This window comes from Paenibacillus peoriae KCTC 3763 (assembly GCF_000236805.1).
GTDB classification, from domain to species: Bacteria; Bacillota; Bacilli; order Paenibacillales; family Paenibacillaceae; genus Paenibacillus; species Paenibacillus peoriae.
Genome location: NZ_AGFX01000011.1, coordinates 441,658 through 455,880, shown reverse-complemented (window position 1 = coordinate 455,880; position 14,223 = coordinate 441,658). Strand labels below are relative to the sequence as shown.

Here is a 14,223-nt window from a genome sequence, read left to right as displayed (position 1 = left end):
GTGGAGACTTCCTCTTTTTTATGAATAGCATTTTAATCCTCTATGGTAGATAAATCCCCTGTAGGAAGGTTAAGCTCCCAGGCCTTTAGCACACGTCTCATAATTTTGCCGGAACGGGTTTTGGGCAGCTTTTCCTTGAATTCAATTTCGCGTGGAGCAGCATGGGCAGACAGCCCCTCCTTGACAAAGCGGGAGATATCCTGCTGCAAAGCCTCAGAAGGTGTGTAGCCTTCACGCAGTGCGACAAAAGCTTTAATGATCTCTCCTCGCACAGCATCCGGTTTTCCAATGACCCCAGCCTCCGCAACAGCAGGATGCTCCAGAAGCTTGCTCTCGACCTCAAAAGGACCGATTCGCTCGCCCGAGGAATTAATGACATCATCAATCCGTCCCTGAAACCAGAAATAGCCGTCCTCATCCATATAGGCAGAGTCGCCGGACACATACCAACCGGGGAAGCGAAAATACTCCTGATACTTGTTCGGGTTATTCCATATACGGTTCATCATCGATGGCCACGGTGTACGTATTGCCAAATGCCCCATCCGGTTCGGAGGCAGCACCTGTCCTTTGTCGTCCAGTATGGCAGCCTGAATACCTGGTAGTGGCTTTCCCATCGAACCGGGCTTAATCGCCAGCTCAGGGTAATTACAAATCAATTGCCCCCCTGTTTCTGTCATCCACCATGTATCGTGAATGCGTTGCGTATACACCTGCCAGCCCCATCTTACCACTTCGGGATTGAGCGGTTCTCCCACGGATAACACATGCCGCAGACTGCCGAGATCATACTTGGCAACAACCTGCTCTCCCGCACTCATCAGCATCCGAAACGCTGTAGGAGCGCTATACCATATGGTCACTTCGTGGCGCTCAATCGTCCGGTACCAGTCCGCTGGACTGAAACGGCCCCCACGAATAACATTCGTTGCTCCGTTCAGCCATGGAGCAAAAATGCCATATGACGTTCCTGTGACCCAACCTGGATCAGCAGTACACCAATACACATCATCTTCCCGCAGATCCAGCACCATCTTGCCAGTATAATAATGCTGAATCATCGCATTTTGTACATGATACACACCTTTTGGCTTGCCTGTGGAGCCTGACGTATAATGAATGATTAATCCGTCCTCACGACTCAGCCATTCAGGTTCAAGCTCTTCTGAGGACGTAAGCATTTCTGTTTCAAAATCAATAATCCCTTGCTCTCGTTCGTCCATATCACCAACCACAAAAATATGTCGCAGCTCAGGAAGCTCCTCGCGTTTGATCCGCGAAAGAAGTGCAGGTGTGGTCACTAGTGCCACCGCCCCGCTATCCTCCAGCCGATTCTTGACCGCTGTCTCCATAAACGCCTCAAACAAAGGGCCCACAACAGCTCCAACCTTTAAAATACCAAACAAGCTGATCACCAGCTCAGGTGAACGCGGCATGAAAATAAACACCCGCTCCCCTTTGCCAATACCGTATTTGCGTAGCACATTACCAAACCTGTTAGAGCTGGCGCGAAGCTGAGAAAAGGTGTAAGCTTCATTGCGGCTTGCATCACAATACAAAAGCGCTGTTTTTTCACCACGGCCTTCTTCTACATGTCGATCAATGGCCTCATGTGCCATGTTCACCTTGCCTGTTTCATACCACGTAAAATGACGTTCTGCATCTTCCCACTGAAATCGGTTGTAAGCTTGTTCGTACGGGCCCATGTTGGATGTAGGAACTACAGCCTGGAGTTCTTCAATCTTCATGCATACAGCCTCCTCATAATATGATAATGAGAATTGCGCAGGACAAGATAGCGCTTACAAAATTCAATAAAAGCAAATGTACCCTCTTTGGTTTAATATCTAATTTAAAACATCTAATTGTGAACATTTTATGTCTAAAACAGTATATCATAGATGAGGATGTGACGACCATCCTTTTCATTTATTTGTTTTTTTGTTATAAGTAGGGGATGTGGAGAGCTAGCTGATGGTAAACAAGGAGGTCGTACGCATGCAGCATTTAAAACTGCACCACTTGGATACGCTGGATCATAACGGACAAACAATCTATGTAGAAGGACCGGTTTCCGCTGATCAACTGCGTTCATTTGAAATGCATACGCAATTGGACGCCTTTCGTAAACCAAAGGAGCAATTCGACGCGCTGGTGGAAATTTCAGAACTGCCGGAAGGCAGAATCATCATTGCCCATGATGGGAAAACCCTTCTGGGATACGTCACCTTCCACTACCCGGATGAGTTGGAACGCTGGTCGGAAGCAGGCATGAAGGACCTGCTGGAGCTTGGAGCCATTGAGGTCGCCGACGACTATCGCGGACTGGGCTTGGGTAGTCGGATGATTCGAATTGCCTTTGAGGACGGACAGCTTGAATCCTATATTATTTTTACGACCGAGTACTATTGGCACTGGGATTTAAAGGGCAGCGGCCTTTCCGTATGGGAGTACCGCCGCATGATGGAACGTCTGATGAAAACCGTAGATATGGTCTGGTACGCCACGGATGATCCTGAAATATGCTCACACCCGGCTAACTGTCTGATGGTACGAATGGGAGAGGATGTCCCTCTCGCATCACGAGAGCAGTTTGACCGTATCCGGTTTGTACGAAGATTCATGTACTAAAATGGCACCCTTAGCCTAAATGCTTGAGCATATACTCCACAATACGATGTGAGCGATGAGATGCTTCCACCGTAAATTCAGCAAAATTAACGTGAGCCGATCCATCGGCCTTATCTGACATAGAACGCAGGACAATATAAGGCACAGCATTCATGTGAGCCGTCTGAGCCACCGCCGCACCCTCCATCTCGGTACAAGCGCCGCCCATTTCCTGATGCAATGCAGTTACCAATTCACGACTTGAGACAAATTGATCACCAGATAGGACCTTGCCGACAATATAACGATCATCAAACGATTGACAGGCTTGTTCAGCCAGGCGGACAAGCTCGGGATCAGCGGCGAATTCCGACGTATCCTGATAAGGGATAATCCCTCTGGCATAACCCAAAGCCGCCACATCCATATCATGCTGCATACATGTTGATGAGATGACAATATCCCCAATGTTTAAATCCGGGTGTACTGCCCCCGCGACCCCCGTGAAAATAATCTGTTCTACGCCAAAGCGATCAATCAGGATTTGGGTAGTTACCGCAGCATTGACCTTGCCGACACCGGATTTGCATACGACAACCTGTTTCCCGTGGATGATTCCTGTAGTGTAAGTGATTCCGGCCTTGATCGTCTTGCTCGCTTCGGTCATCGCTGACAGCAGCAATTCAATTTCTTCATCCATAGCACCCATTAATCCATAAATCCGGCTCATTCCGTATCCCTCTATTCTTTAATGATGATTGTACTCATACGAAATATGTACTCGCGAAAAAAGCTCCATCAAAGGAGCTTTCATCGAAGGAGCTTTTATCAAAATATATCCTGTTGAGCACTTCGCTTAGTCTAGATAATTAACTGACAACCGCAAAATCGTTTCATGTGGCAAAATGACACGAGCATTATCCACATTTTCCTTTTTCATCAGTTTAGTCAGCAATCGCATCGCTACCGCGCCCAGATCGTACATCGGCTGCGCCACGGTTGTCAACTGAGGACGTACCATGGAAGCCATACGAATATTATCCACACTGATTACGGAAAAATCATCAGGTACTTTCAAACCTTCATCCTGAATGCTATGAATAGCACCAATCGCCATTTCATCTGTAGCAGCAAAAATCGCGCTTGGCTTCTTCTTTAAGCCCAGGAAGTATTTCATAGCTTCAACACCGGATTCATAACGGTAGTTTCCGATTCGCACGAGATCCTCTTGATACTCGATTCCGGCAGTTTCCAATGCTCTCTTGTAACCTTGGAAACGTGCATAACCGTTTGCAGGATCTTGAAGCGTACCACTGATCATTGCGATTTGACGGTGACCGTGGCGAATCAATGTGTTTACCGCATCAAAAGCAGCTGCTTCATGGTCGATATCGACTGAAGGGTAGCTTCCTTTTTCATCACTCGTTGCACACAGAACGATAGGAACCGCGGCTGTATGAAATGCCTGAATATGCTCATCCGTGACTGTGCCGCCCATGAACAGAAGTCCATCCACTTGCTTTTCAAGCAACGTATTGATGACACGAATCTCTTTTTCCTTCCGCTTATCGGCATTACACAAAATAATGTTATAGTGATACATATTCGCAATATCCTCAATACCGCGCGCAATCTCTGCAAAAATTGAGTTCGATATATCCGGAATAACCACACCAACAGTCGTTGTCTTCTTGCTGGCCAGACCTCTAGCCACCGCATTTGGGCGATATCCCAATTGTTCAATCGCTTCGTACACTTTCTTACGTGTCTGAGGTTTTACGTTAGGATTATTGTTAACTACACGGGACACCGTAGCCATTGAGACACCGGCTTCGCGAGCTACATCATAGATCGTTACCGTCACATTCCTTCTCTCCATTGCCAATAAATTTTCAACCGAATCCTAGATCAACTAATTAGAACCATGATACGACAAAATACTACTTTATGCAACGATAGCACTTCATCACCTAGGTGAGATGATCGTGGAGTGCACGGGCTGTAATATTCGAATGGGATGTATGCCAGACAGCCTCTCCATCCTTGATTAAAATGGCTTGCGGCGATTCATGCTTTACCTGGAGCCGCTCCGCAGCCTCATTGGATACCGGTCGGTCTTCTACTACATAAATGATACCGTATTCAATATTTTCGTTGGGAGCAGCTTGCAAATAGGACTCCATTTCCTGATATGCACCTGAACTAATCGGACAACGCGTGCTATGTTTAAAGAGAAGCAACGGCTTGTCTGATGTTGCTTCCAGAGCCGTATTTAATTGTTGAACAGTAGTCATTTTCGTCATCGTCCCCATTGGATATACATTCCTTTCTGTGTCTTGTCGTATGGCCTATTCTCATCGTAACAAAAAGAACATGTAAAATCCAATGGTGACCATGAAAATTTTCATATTTTTTAGTTTTTTGTATTTGTAAACACCGATTTACTGGTAAAACCGGATAATTGAGCCAGTCTTTTCTCTACATCGTTCATCCAATCCTCATCTCCCAGACTTCTCGCATAACGATAAAGGTCCAGCAAGAGATTAATCCGAAGCTCCATTCGCTCCTCCAGAGAGGATTGCCAGTCCACATTGGGATTGTCCGCTTCCTCCAGCACCAGCTTACGGATAATCTCAGCCAGTTCATTGCTGCGGGCAAAGGACATTCGCCGGACCGAGGGGTTATCTCCTAGACTTTGTAGCAGTTCCTTGATGTCCTTCGTCACATGTTGCAAAACCTCACTGGAAAAGCATGACGGGCATGAAAACACAGGAACATGCAGAATTTCAACCTTTCTGGCATAAATCACCTTACGAAGTTCCAGTCCCATCGTTGTGCCGCATTGGCATTGCTTATGCATTTAACCACCTCATTACATAGAATCAAGCTATATGAGGATCTCATCAAATCCAGATATATCTATCTACTAGTCTATAAAAGCTTTGTTAACTCTATAAAATCTTTCATGTCTTGTTTTATTTCGACTTTATGCGCCTCAAATCCTTCCACAGATTGCAGCTATGAACAAATTACCAAAGGATTGGTGAAGTTGTCGTTAACTATAGGCGTAAAAGGTAAGTCACCAATACAATCATGTTTGTTATGTGCTCCACGGAACTTTTATGGGATGTGGACTTCGTGCGTTCTTTTTCTTAAGATGTAAAGGTAGAGATTACAATAACAGCAGTGTCATCATATGACGCGCGAAAGGATGGTTGGATGTCGAGACTTGCCGGAAAAAAGGTTATCGCTCTGGTGGATGAGGAATTCGAGGATCTGGAGCTATGGTACCCGGTTTACCGTGTTCGCGAAGAAGGCGCAGAAGTGCATCTAGCCGGTGCTGAAAAGGGTAAAAAATATATTGGAAAATACGGCGTGCCTGCTGAAGCAGAATATGCCTTTGAAGAGCTAAACAGCAGCGATTACGACGGGATTCTTGTCCCTGGCGGTTGGGCGCCTGATAAGCTGCGCCGCTATCCCAAGGTAATTCAACTCGTACAAGAATTTCACGCCGCACGCAAACCGATCGGACAAATCTGCCATGCAGGCTGGGTGCTGATTTCCGCCAAAATTTTGGACGGTGTTACGGTAACCTCCACACCAGGTATCCGTGATGATATGGAGAATGCAGGAGCGATCTGGAAGGACGATCCTGTTGTGACCGACGGTCATATTGTATCTGCTCGTCGTCCGCCCGACCTTCCACCTTACGGAAAAGCATTCTGTGATCTGTTAGCAGACAACAGCCAGAAATAGGAAATAAGAAATAAGCACCTTCAAAACCAAAAATATATTGGTTTGAAGGTGCTTTTTCGTCCTGATCGGCGGCTGTGGCTTTCGAGACATTGCACAATATTACTGCTGTCCAGGCCCAGCCGGAATACAGTTGACATTCGCTGCGGTCAGCTTGTCTTCGATCGCTGCAACAGTAGGCATGGCGAAGCAAGCCCGAGCGACCATCTTCGCCTCGGATGCAGTCGTATTCAGCACACGATGCTTAACCCGCAATAAAGATTGTGGGGACATGCTGAGCTGGTGTATCCCCAGTTCCAGCCAAAGGGGAATGGATCGTTCATCTCCAGCCATCTCACCACACACACTCACATCAATACCTGCTTGATGTGCCGCTTGTGCTGTCATGCGCAGCATCCGCAGCACAGCCGGATGGTATGGGTGGTACATATGTGCGATCTGCTCGTTCATGCGGTCTACAGCCAGCACATACTGAACCAGATCATTCGTTCCGATACTAAAAAAATCAGCTTCAGCTGCCAATAGATCCGCGATCATCGCCGCGGCTGGTACCTCAATCATAATCCCGCGCTGAATGTTCGGATTGTAAGCAAGCCCTCTCGAATCCAAATCCACCATAGCTTCCTTCAACAGAGCATCTGCCTGGCGGAATTCCTCGACCGATGAGATCATCGGATACATGACCTTGATGTTCCCTGCTGCACTGGCCCGTAAAATTGCAGTCAGCTGAGTTTTGAATAATGCCTTCGAATCCAGACTGATCCGTATAGCTCGGTAGCCTAGAAAAGGATTTTCCTCCTCCGGCAATTGAAGATAATCTAGCGGCTTATCTCCGCCGATATCCAATGTGCGGATGACTACAGCGTGGCTCCCTGCCTTTTCCGCTATCAGCCGATACACTTCATACTGCTCCTCTTCATTTGGAGCAGATTTTCGATCCATATATAAAAATTCCGTTCGGAACAGCCCTACTCCTTGAGCTCCATGCTTCAAGGCTGCCTCCAGTTCCTTAACGGAACTAATATTGGCCGCCAGCCTCAGTGAGGCTCCATCTTTGGTCACAGCTTCCACGGAAGCAAGTACCTGCAGCTGTTCTTTTTTGCGGCGCTGCTCATCACGCAATACCTCATAATGATGGATAACCGTTTTTTCCGGATTCACATACACCTTGCCCAGGTCTCCGTCGACAACCATCATATCTCCGGTCTGGACAGACAAATTAAGATTACTCTCCAGTCCCGAAACGAGCGGAATACCAAGCGCACGGGCCATGATCGCAGAGTGCGACGTTTTACCACCATTCATGGTCACAATGCCTAACACATAGCTAGGATTCAAGTGAGCCGATTGGGAGGGTGAGAGCTCCTTGGCTACCAATATATAAGGCAGTGTGTCCTTGGGAAGAGTGATTTCCGGTGCACCCAGTAAATGCTTGAGCAACCGGTTCCCCACATCCTTAATGTCGATCGCCCGCTCCTTCATATATTCATCATCCAATAAATCAAACATCGTCACAAAATGATCAATGGCCTCCTTAACTGCGACCTCGGCTGCCTTGTACTGACGCTCAATAATTCCACGGATTTCGTTCATGAACTCCGGATCTTCCAATATCGCAAGATGAGCATCAAAAATGCTGGATTCCTCCGGCCCCACCATCTCCCGAAACTCATCCTTAATAAACTGGATCTCACTTTTGGATGTACGTATCCCCTCATACAACCGTTCAAATTCCTTCGCAAGATCCACCGCATCCATTTTTTGCTCAGGTAAATCCCACTCCCAGCTCGGCAGGACAAATGCCTTCCCGATTGCCACACCTGCTGCGGCGCCGATGCCTTCTATCATGTTTCTACCCCTCCAACATTCCTGTCATGCAGCACAACGGACATTACCGAGGCCTGACCTTTTTTAACTGTTTTAAACGGAGCAAAGCTCCATGACTTGACGCGATCCGGATTCGTGATAACCATAGGAGTCACCAGTGATGGAGCTTGCTCCCGCAGCGCCGGCAAATCAAATTTGATCAGCAATTGCCCCGGCTCCACCGTATCGCCTGCTTCTACCATAGCAGTAAACTTCCCTTTCAGCTGTGAAGTATCAATCCCAATGTGAAGCAGAACTTCAAGTCCCTCTCGTGTAGAGATGCCCAAAGCGTGCATTGTCGGATACAAATGCATCACAGTACCATACACCGGAGACACAAGCTCACCGCGTTCAGGAACAAAAGCAACACCGTCCCCGACCAGCTTTGTCGCAAAAATTTTGTCAGGCACTTCATGAATCGGCAACATTTTTCCATGTACAGGAGCATTGAACAAAATTTGAGGGAGATCACGCTCCATCAGCTTTGCAATTTCCTCACGAATCAGCTCTGAATACGTTCCGAATACGACCTGCAAGTTCCCCCCACCCAGATTGATCAGCCCGGCAGAGCCCAAAGCCTTCATCGCTCCGGTATCAATCAGCCTGTCATTGTGGACGGTCAGCCGCAAACGTGTGATGCAGGCCTCCACCTGCACTATATTTTCCTTCCCGCCAAGCGCTTCCAAAATAAGCGGAGCACTGTAAGGGATATTGCCAGCCCAATCCTCCAGAACCGAACCTTCCTCGCGGCCGGGAGTTGGAATACGGAATCGCCGGATGGCCCAGCGAAACAGTACATAATATACAAAGCCATACGCTACTCCCACCGGAATCAGCAACCAGGCGTTATGTGATAGATGAAAATTAAGCACATAATCTATAAAACCCGCCGAATAGGAAAAACCGTGATGAATATCCAATTCAAAGGTAAGCCACATCGCCAGCCCGGACATGACTGCATGAACGAGGAACAAATAAGGAGCAGCAAACAAAAAGGCAAACTCGATCTGTTCCGATACTCCGGTAAAAAAGCAGACAAGCGCAGCTGTCAAAAACGTTTTTTGTACCTTGGGCTTCAAATCTTCACGCGCTTCCTGAATGATCGCCAGCGCAATGGCAGGAATCGCAAACATCATAATGGGGAACAACCCGGACATAAAATAGCCCGCTGTCGGATCGCCAGCAAAAAATCGGGGCAAATCTCCCTGCACGACGTTACCTGACGGCGTTTGATATGTACCCAGTTGAAACCAAAATATATTATTGAGCAGATGGTGAAGACCAAAGGCTGCCAGCAGCCGGTATAGAATACCGTAAATAAACAGTCCAAAGCCACCAAAGTTCGATTCCAGACCTGCTATAAATTGCAATCCTCTCTGAATAAGCGGAGCAACAAACAGCATAAGTCCTGCGAACACAGCAGAGAACAAGCCAATGAGCAACAAAACAAATCGGGTACCCCCAAAAAACTGAAGCACTTCGGGCAACTTAATGCTTTTAAAACGATTATAGGCGATCCCTGAAATGACCCCCAAAATGATACCAATGAGCGTCGCCGGTTGAATGAGTCCGTTTCCAAATCTCAATGTGACTTGATCATATATAGCCATACCAGCCAGCGCTGCCAGTCCCGCCTGACCTGCCTGATTCGACATGCCAAGTGCAACACCAACCGCAAACAGGTAAGGCAAAAAATAAAAAATCCCGTGTCCCGCCGCGTTAGCCATATCAGACACCATAGGGAATCCCCACGCGGACCAAGGAAGGCTACCGAGACTTAGTAAGATTGCAGCTGCCGGTAGTACCATCGTCGGGAGCATGACAGCACGACCAATCTGTTGTAAGGATCCGAGCCAATTCATGGCATTCCTCTCCCTTCTATCCCTGATGGTAAGCTGAATAAATACTTTTGTCAAAGCGATGATTCCGTCTGACAAGAAATAAAGTCCTCATTTTGCACCAAAAACCTTCACCCCTGTGAAGCTAGGGAAGAAGGTTTTTTTGGTGCAGCGTTTATGATTATCCTTTACGTACTGCCTGGGTCACCGAGTCCTCTACCTTAATGCAGCGATCCATAATGACCGTCATTCCATGCTCCTGTGCAATGTCAGCCGCTTCCTGGCTGATAATCCCTTGTTGAAGCCACAAAATCTTGGCTCCAATCGCAACTGCTTCACGCGCAACCTCTGCACAGTATTCACTGCGGCGGAATACATTGACCAATTCGACAGGCTCGGGTACTTCAGCAAGACTGGCATAACAAGTCTCCCCAAGAATGGTTTGCCCTGCTGCGGCAGGATTAACCGGAATAATGCGATATCCCCGCTTTTGCATGGCATAAGAAACCATATGTGAGGTTCGGTCAGATTTATCAGACAAACCAACAACCGCAATATTGCCTACTTGTTCCAAAATGGTTTTAATTTCTTCCCTCGACGGATTTTCAAAAGCCATTCTATCCTCTCCTGTTCGCATTTTAGTTTACTTTTATTTTACCCATTCTACTGAAGCACCAAGTGTTGTCAGATGGTCAAAATACTGCGGATACGATTTGGCCACATGATGCGCATCCTTGATCAATAGCGGCTTCTGCGCACGCAAGCCTACAACCGTCAAAGCCATAATGACACGGTGATCAAAGTGCGCGTTAATTTCAACGCCTCCTTCGACACCCTCCGGTCTGCCATGAATGATGATCTCCGCCTGACGTTCTTCCACGCGAGCTCCGGCCTTGCTCAGCTCATTCAAATAATCGGTGATCCGGTCACATTCCTTGTACCGTAAATTTTCCACATTGTAGAAACGAGACGTGCCTTCAGCAAATACAGCTGCAGCTACCATGGCAAGCACAGCGTCTGTCGCAGCATCTCCGTCAAACTCGATAGCCTTCAATCGGCCATTTCCCTTCACGACAACGGTATCGTTCTCGTGCGTCAGCGGTACTTCCATCATACGCAGCACATCTACAATAGCACGTTCTCCCTGCTTGCTCTGCTCTTTTAGCCGATGGATGGTGACATCGGAATTTGTCACTGCAGCAGCAGCCAGCACTGCCGCACTCCCCGGGTAATCCCCCTGTACAGTATACGTACGTGGCTGATAGGATTGTCGCCCAGGTACACGGAAATACATGTAATCATCGCTTGCATGAATGACAATGCCAGCCTCCTGCAATACCTCCAGCGTCTGCCCGACGACCACCTTGGATTTCAAATCATGCAGCACTTCGATTTCGCTGTCTTCCTCCAATAATGGTGTAAGGAATAGCAACGCGCTCAAATATTGCGAGCTAACCGAACCGGACACCTGAATTTTGCCGCCCTTAGCTTGACCGCCCTGGATACGAATCGGCAACTTACCTTCGCGATGGTCCACCTTCACACCCAACTGGCCCAGCGCATCGATGAGATCGTCATGCGGCCGTTTACCCAATGAGTCAGGATATGTATTAACGAAAGTAACATCCGGACATAAGGATGCAATTCCCATCAAAAAACGAAGCACCGCTCCGGCATTCCCCACATTTAGTTCCTTCACGGATCGAGGATGGCTGCCAAAGCCTGTAATAACTATTTTTTCGTCATCCTCTTCCAGCACTGCACCCAGATCGGCGATACAACGACGCATCGCATCACTATCTTCGCTATGGGCTGGATAATAAATAGTGCTTTTCCCATCCGCGAGTGCCGCTGTGAGCAGATAACGAGTAGTATAGTTTTTGGAGGACAAGGCCCCAATCTCTCCCTGCAAGGAAGGGGTAGGTCTAACGATAACATCCATATTGTACATGCTCCTTTTCGATTCAAACCATCCTAGTTTACATTAATTATACAAGCTGTAGCATTCATTTCTCCACCAAAAAATATATAATATTCATCTAGGTCTGGCGGAGTTTAATCCAGCAAGTTGATCAGTCTTCATCTGTATTTAGGTTTGGCCTATTTGACAGCTAAGAGATAGCTTCGCTATCATACATAGAGAGTGTGATATTTCGCACACATCAACAACACAACGCAGTACCCATTTCACATCAGAAAAGAGGTCCAGCCATGACGCAAATCGCCCTGATTGAACCTTCTGAGCTTCGCGCACGCCTGCAAGCAGGAGAACAACTGCAATTGATCGACGTCCGCGAGGCGGAAGAAGTAGCGGAAGGCATGATTGAAGGTGCCAAGCACATTCCGCTCGGACAGCTTCCGGGCCGTCTTGAGGAAATTGAACGTACCGGTGAAATCATCTTTATTTGCCGGAGCGGTTATCGCAGCGAACGGGCCTGCGAATATTTGCAACAGCTCGGTTATGAAGGCTGTACGAACATGACCGGCGGCATGCTGCAATGGTCACAAGAACAGTAAAAAGCTTAAACGCGGTAACGCATTAAAATCTGTTCATATCATACCACAGCGTTAAAAGGTTACACAATCCTCTCCACGTTGTCCCCTTTGACGCGAAAATCAAAAAACGGAAGCTCTTTTACCCGGTAGGGGCAAAAAAGCTTCCGTTTTACTTTATACTGCTATCCTTGTATATCCGCCACTCAGTTCATTAGAACCATTGGTGATGGAATACGCCTTCTTTGTCCACACGTTTGAACGTATGTGCACCAAAGTAGTCACGTTGCGCTTGCAGCAGGTTGGCTGGCAAACGTTCAGTGCGGTAGCTGTCATAATATGCAAGCGCGCTGGAGAATCCAGGCACTGGAATACCTTGAGCTACAGCCACAGAAATCACCTGACGCCATGCATTTTGATAATTTTCTACTACGTTTTTGAAGTAAGAATCCAGCAACAGGTTTTTCAGGGCAGGATCACGGTCATAGGCATCCTTGATGTTTTGCAGGAATTGCGAACGGATAATGCAACCGCCACGGAAGATCATGGCGATATTTCCGTATTTCAAATCCCAATTGTATTCATCGGAAGCTGCGCGCATTTGAGCGAAGCCTTGGGCATAAGACACGATTTTACTTGCAAACAGTGCTTTACGTACGTTTTCGATAAATTCTTTTTTGTCGCCGCTGAAGGATTCAGTAGCAGGACCACTCAGCACTTTGCTTGCAGCAATACGCTCGTCTTTCATGGCAGACAAGAAACGGGAGAATACGGATTCGGTAATCATGGACAGTGGTACACCCAGATCCAGTGCGCTTTGGCTTGTCCATTTGCCTGTACCTTTTTGACCTGCGGCATCCAGAATCACATCTACCATTGGTTTGCCTGTTTCAGGATCATATTTGGAGAAAATATCAGCCGTAATTTCGATCAGATAGCTGTCCAGTTCGCCTTTATTCCATTCCGTAAAGATTTCATGCAGCTCTTCCGCGCTCACGTTCAGGACAGATTTCAACAGGTGATAAGCTTCACCAATCAATTGCATGTCACCATACTCGATACCGTTATGCACCATTTTTACATAGTGACCAGCACCGTCAGGACCGATATATGTACAGCATGGGTCGCCATCCACTTTAGCAGAGATTGCCGTCAGAATCGGCTCTACCAGTTTGTAGGCACTCTCTTGTCCACCCGGCATGATGGCAGGACCATTCAAGGCACCCTCTTCACCACCAGATACGCCTGTACCAATAAAGCGAAGTCCTTTTTCCTCCAGCTCTTTGCTGCGGCGCTGTGTATCAGGGAAGTAGGCATTGCCTCCGTCTATAATAATGTCGCCCTTGTCCAGATGAGGCACAAGCTGTTCAATCGTGGCGTCTGTTGCTTTACCCGCTTGAACCATGATCAGGATTTTACGGGGCGATTCCAGTGAGTTCACAAATTCTTCAATGGAGAATGTACCCGTCAGTTTCTTACCTTCTGCTTCTTTGAGAAGATCATGCGTTTTTTCTGGAGAGCGGTTAAAAACCGAGACTGTGAATCCTCTGCTCTCAATATTAAGGGCCAAATTCTTACCCATTACCGCCAGGCCGATCACACCAATCTGCTGTTTTGCCATCTGGTTCCTCATCCTTTGCAACATATTTTTTATTCTATATCG

The 14,223-nt window shown here is 47.4% G+C and carries 13 protein-coding genes; 3 read left to right on the top strand and 10 right to left on the bottom strand.

The features are described 5' to 3' along the window. Positions 1-32: 32 nt before the first annotated feature. Positions 33-1,748 (bottom strand): acetate--CoA ligase, encoded by a 1,716-nt coding sequence (acsA, locus tag KQI_RS0104510; protein ID WP_010345532.1) that lies wholly within the window; start codon positions 1,746-1,748, stop codon positions 33-35. Between the two features lie 250 nt (positions 1,749-1,998). Here acsA and KQI_RS0104505 point away from each other — a divergent pair, with 250 nt between their 5' ends. Continuing rightward, entirely contained in the window at positions 1,999-2,631 is a 633-nt protein-coding gene (locus KQI_RS0104505) for a GNAT family N-acetyltransferase (RefSeq protein WP_010345531.1), read from the top strand. Between the two features lie 10 nt (positions 2,632-2,641). Here the strand turns inward: KQI_RS0104505 and KQI_RS0104500 are convergent, their stop codons facing one another. From KQI_RS0104500 to KQI_RS0104485, 4 genes are all read right to left on the bottom strand, one after another. Beyond that, the gene (locus KQI_RS0104500) at positions 2,642-3,340 is read right to left on the bottom strand and encodes a 5'-methylthioadenosine/adenosylhomocysteine nucleosidase (RefSeq protein ID WP_010345530.1); all 699 of its coding nucleotides are present in this window, start codon (positions 3,338-3,340) and stop codon (positions 2,642-2,644) included. A gap of 126 nt (positions 3,341-3,466) precedes the next feature. Continuing rightward, a complete protein-coding gene (ccpA, locus tag KQI_RS0104495; RefSeq protein ID WP_007431040.1) occupies positions 3,467-4,474 on the bottom strand; it encodes a catabolite control protein A in 1,008 nt (335 codons plus the stop codon). A gap of 106 nt (positions 4,475-4,580) precedes the next feature. Next, positions 4,581-4,922 (bottom strand): bacillithiol system redox-active protein YtxJ, encoded by a 342-nt coding sequence (gene ytxJ, locus KQI_RS0104490; RefSeq protein WP_010345529.1) that lies wholly within the window; start codon positions 4,920-4,922, stop codon positions 4,581-4,583. Positions 4,923-5,023: 101 nt separating this feature from the next. Then, positions 5,024-5,470: a hypothetical protein gene (locus tag KQI_RS0104485; protein WP_010345528.1), complete on the bottom strand. Its 447-nt coding sequence runs from the start codon at positions 5,468-5,470 to the stop codon at positions 5,024-5,026. 359 nt (positions 5,471-5,829) lie between these two features. Between KQI_RS0104485 and KQI_RS0104480 the strand changes: the two genes are divergently transcribed. After that, positions 5,830-6,366 (top strand): type 1 glutamine amidotransferase domain-containing protein, encoded by a 537-nt coding sequence (locus KQI_RS0104480; protein ID WP_010345527.1) that lies wholly within the window; start codon positions 5,830-5,832, stop codon positions 6,364-6,366. A 99-nt stretch (positions 6,367-6,465) separates the two neighbouring features. Here KQI_RS0104480 and ptsP read toward each other — a convergent pair whose 3' ends face one another. The 4 genes from ptsP to aroA form a co-directional block, all read right to left on the bottom strand. Continuing rightward, entirely contained in the window at positions 6,466-8,211 is a 1,746-nt protein-coding gene (gene ptsP, locus KQI_RS0104475) for a phosphoenolpyruvate--protein phosphotransferase (protein WP_010345526.1), read from the bottom strand. After that, positions 8,208-10,091 carry a glucose PTS transporter subunit IIA gene (locus KQI_RS0104470; protein WP_010345525.1) on the bottom strand — a complete coding sequence of 628 codons (1,884 nt, stop codon included), beginning with the start codon at positions 10,089-10,091 and terminating at the stop codon, positions 8,208-8,210. Before KQI_RS0104470 ends, ptsP begins: the two co-directional genes overlap by 4 nt. A gap of 157 nt (positions 10,092-10,248) precedes the next feature. Then, positions 10,249-10,683: a CoA-binding protein gene (locus KQI_RS0104465; RefSeq protein ID WP_010345524.1), complete on the bottom strand. Its 435-nt coding sequence runs from the start codon at positions 10,681-10,683 to the stop codon at positions 10,249-10,251. A gap of 33 nt (positions 10,684-10,716) precedes the next feature. After that, positions 10,717-12,009, bottom strand: a complete 1,293-nt coding sequence (gene aroA / locus KQI_RS0104460; RefSeq protein ID WP_010345523.1) for a 3-phosphoshikimate 1-carboxyvinyltransferase — start codon at positions 12,007-12,009, stop codon at positions 10,717-10,719. Between the two features lie 269 nt (positions 12,010-12,278). On the opposite strand from aroA, the gene KQI_RS0104455 reads away from it, so the two are divergent. Continuing rightward, positions 12,279-12,584, top strand: a complete 306-nt coding sequence (locus KQI_RS0104455; protein ID WP_010345522.1) for a rhodanese-like domain-containing protein — start codon at positions 12,279-12,281, stop codon at positions 12,582-12,584. Between the two features lie 190 nt (positions 12,585-12,774). Here KQI_RS0104455 and gndA read toward each other — a convergent pair whose 3' ends face one another. After that, positions 12,775-14,181 (bottom strand): NADP-dependent phosphogluconate dehydrogenase, encoded by a 1,407-nt coding sequence (gene gndA, locus KQI_RS0104450; protein ID WP_010345521.1) that lies wholly within the window; start codon positions 14,179-14,181, stop codon positions 12,775-12,777. Between the last annotated feature and the right edge of the window lie 42 nt (positions 14,182-14,223).

Excerpts from the sequence above, each read along its gene's own strand:
- KQI_RS0104485 (WP_010345528.1), bottom strand. The coding sequence starts at position 5,470 with ATGCATAAGCAATGCCAATGCGGCACAACGATGGGACTGGAACTTCGT.
- ytxJ (WP_010345529.1), bottom strand. The coding sequence starts at position 4,922 with ATGGGGACGATGACGAAAATGACTACTGTTCAACAATTAAATACGGCT.
- KQI_RS0104455 (WP_010345522.1), top strand. The coding sequence starts at position 12,279 with ATGACGCAAATCGCCCTGATTGAACCTTCTGAGCTTCGCGCACGCCTG.
- aroA (WP_010345523.1), bottom strand. The coding sequence starts at position 12,009 with ATGGATGTTATCGTTAGACCTACCCCTTCCTTGCAGGGAGAGATTGGG.
- ptsP (WP_010345526.1), bottom strand. The coding sequence starts at position 8,211 with ATGATAGAAGGCATCGGCGCCGCAGCAGGTGTGGCAATCGGGAAGGCA.
- KQI_RS0104470 (WP_010345525.1), bottom strand. The coding sequence starts at position 10,091 with ATGAATTGGCTCGGATCCTTACAACAGATTGGTCGTGCTGTCATGCTC.
- KQI_RS0104480 (WP_010345527.1), top strand. The coding sequence starts at position 5,830 with ATGTCGAGACTTGCCGGAAAAAAGGTTATCGCTCTGGTGGATGAGGAA.
- KQI_RS0104465 (WP_010345524.1), bottom strand. The coding sequence starts at position 10,683 with ATGGCTTTTGAAAATCCGTCGAGGGAAGAAATTAAAACCATTTTGGAA.
- gndA (WP_010345521.1), bottom strand. The coding sequence starts at position 14,181 with ATGGCAAAACAGCAGATTGGTGTGATCGGCCTGGCGGTAATGGGTAAG.
- KQI_RS0104500 (WP_010345530.1), bottom strand. The coding sequence starts at position 3,340 with ATGAGCCGGATTTATGGATTAATGGGTGCTATGGATGAAGAAATTGAA.
- acsA (WP_010345532.1), bottom strand. The coding sequence starts at position 1,748 with ATGAAGATTGAAGAACTCCAGGCTGTAGTTCCTACATCCAACATGGGC.
- KQI_RS0104505 (WP_010345531.1), top strand. The coding sequence starts at position 1,999 with ATGCAGCATTTAAAACTGCACCACTTGGATACGCTGGATCATAACGGA.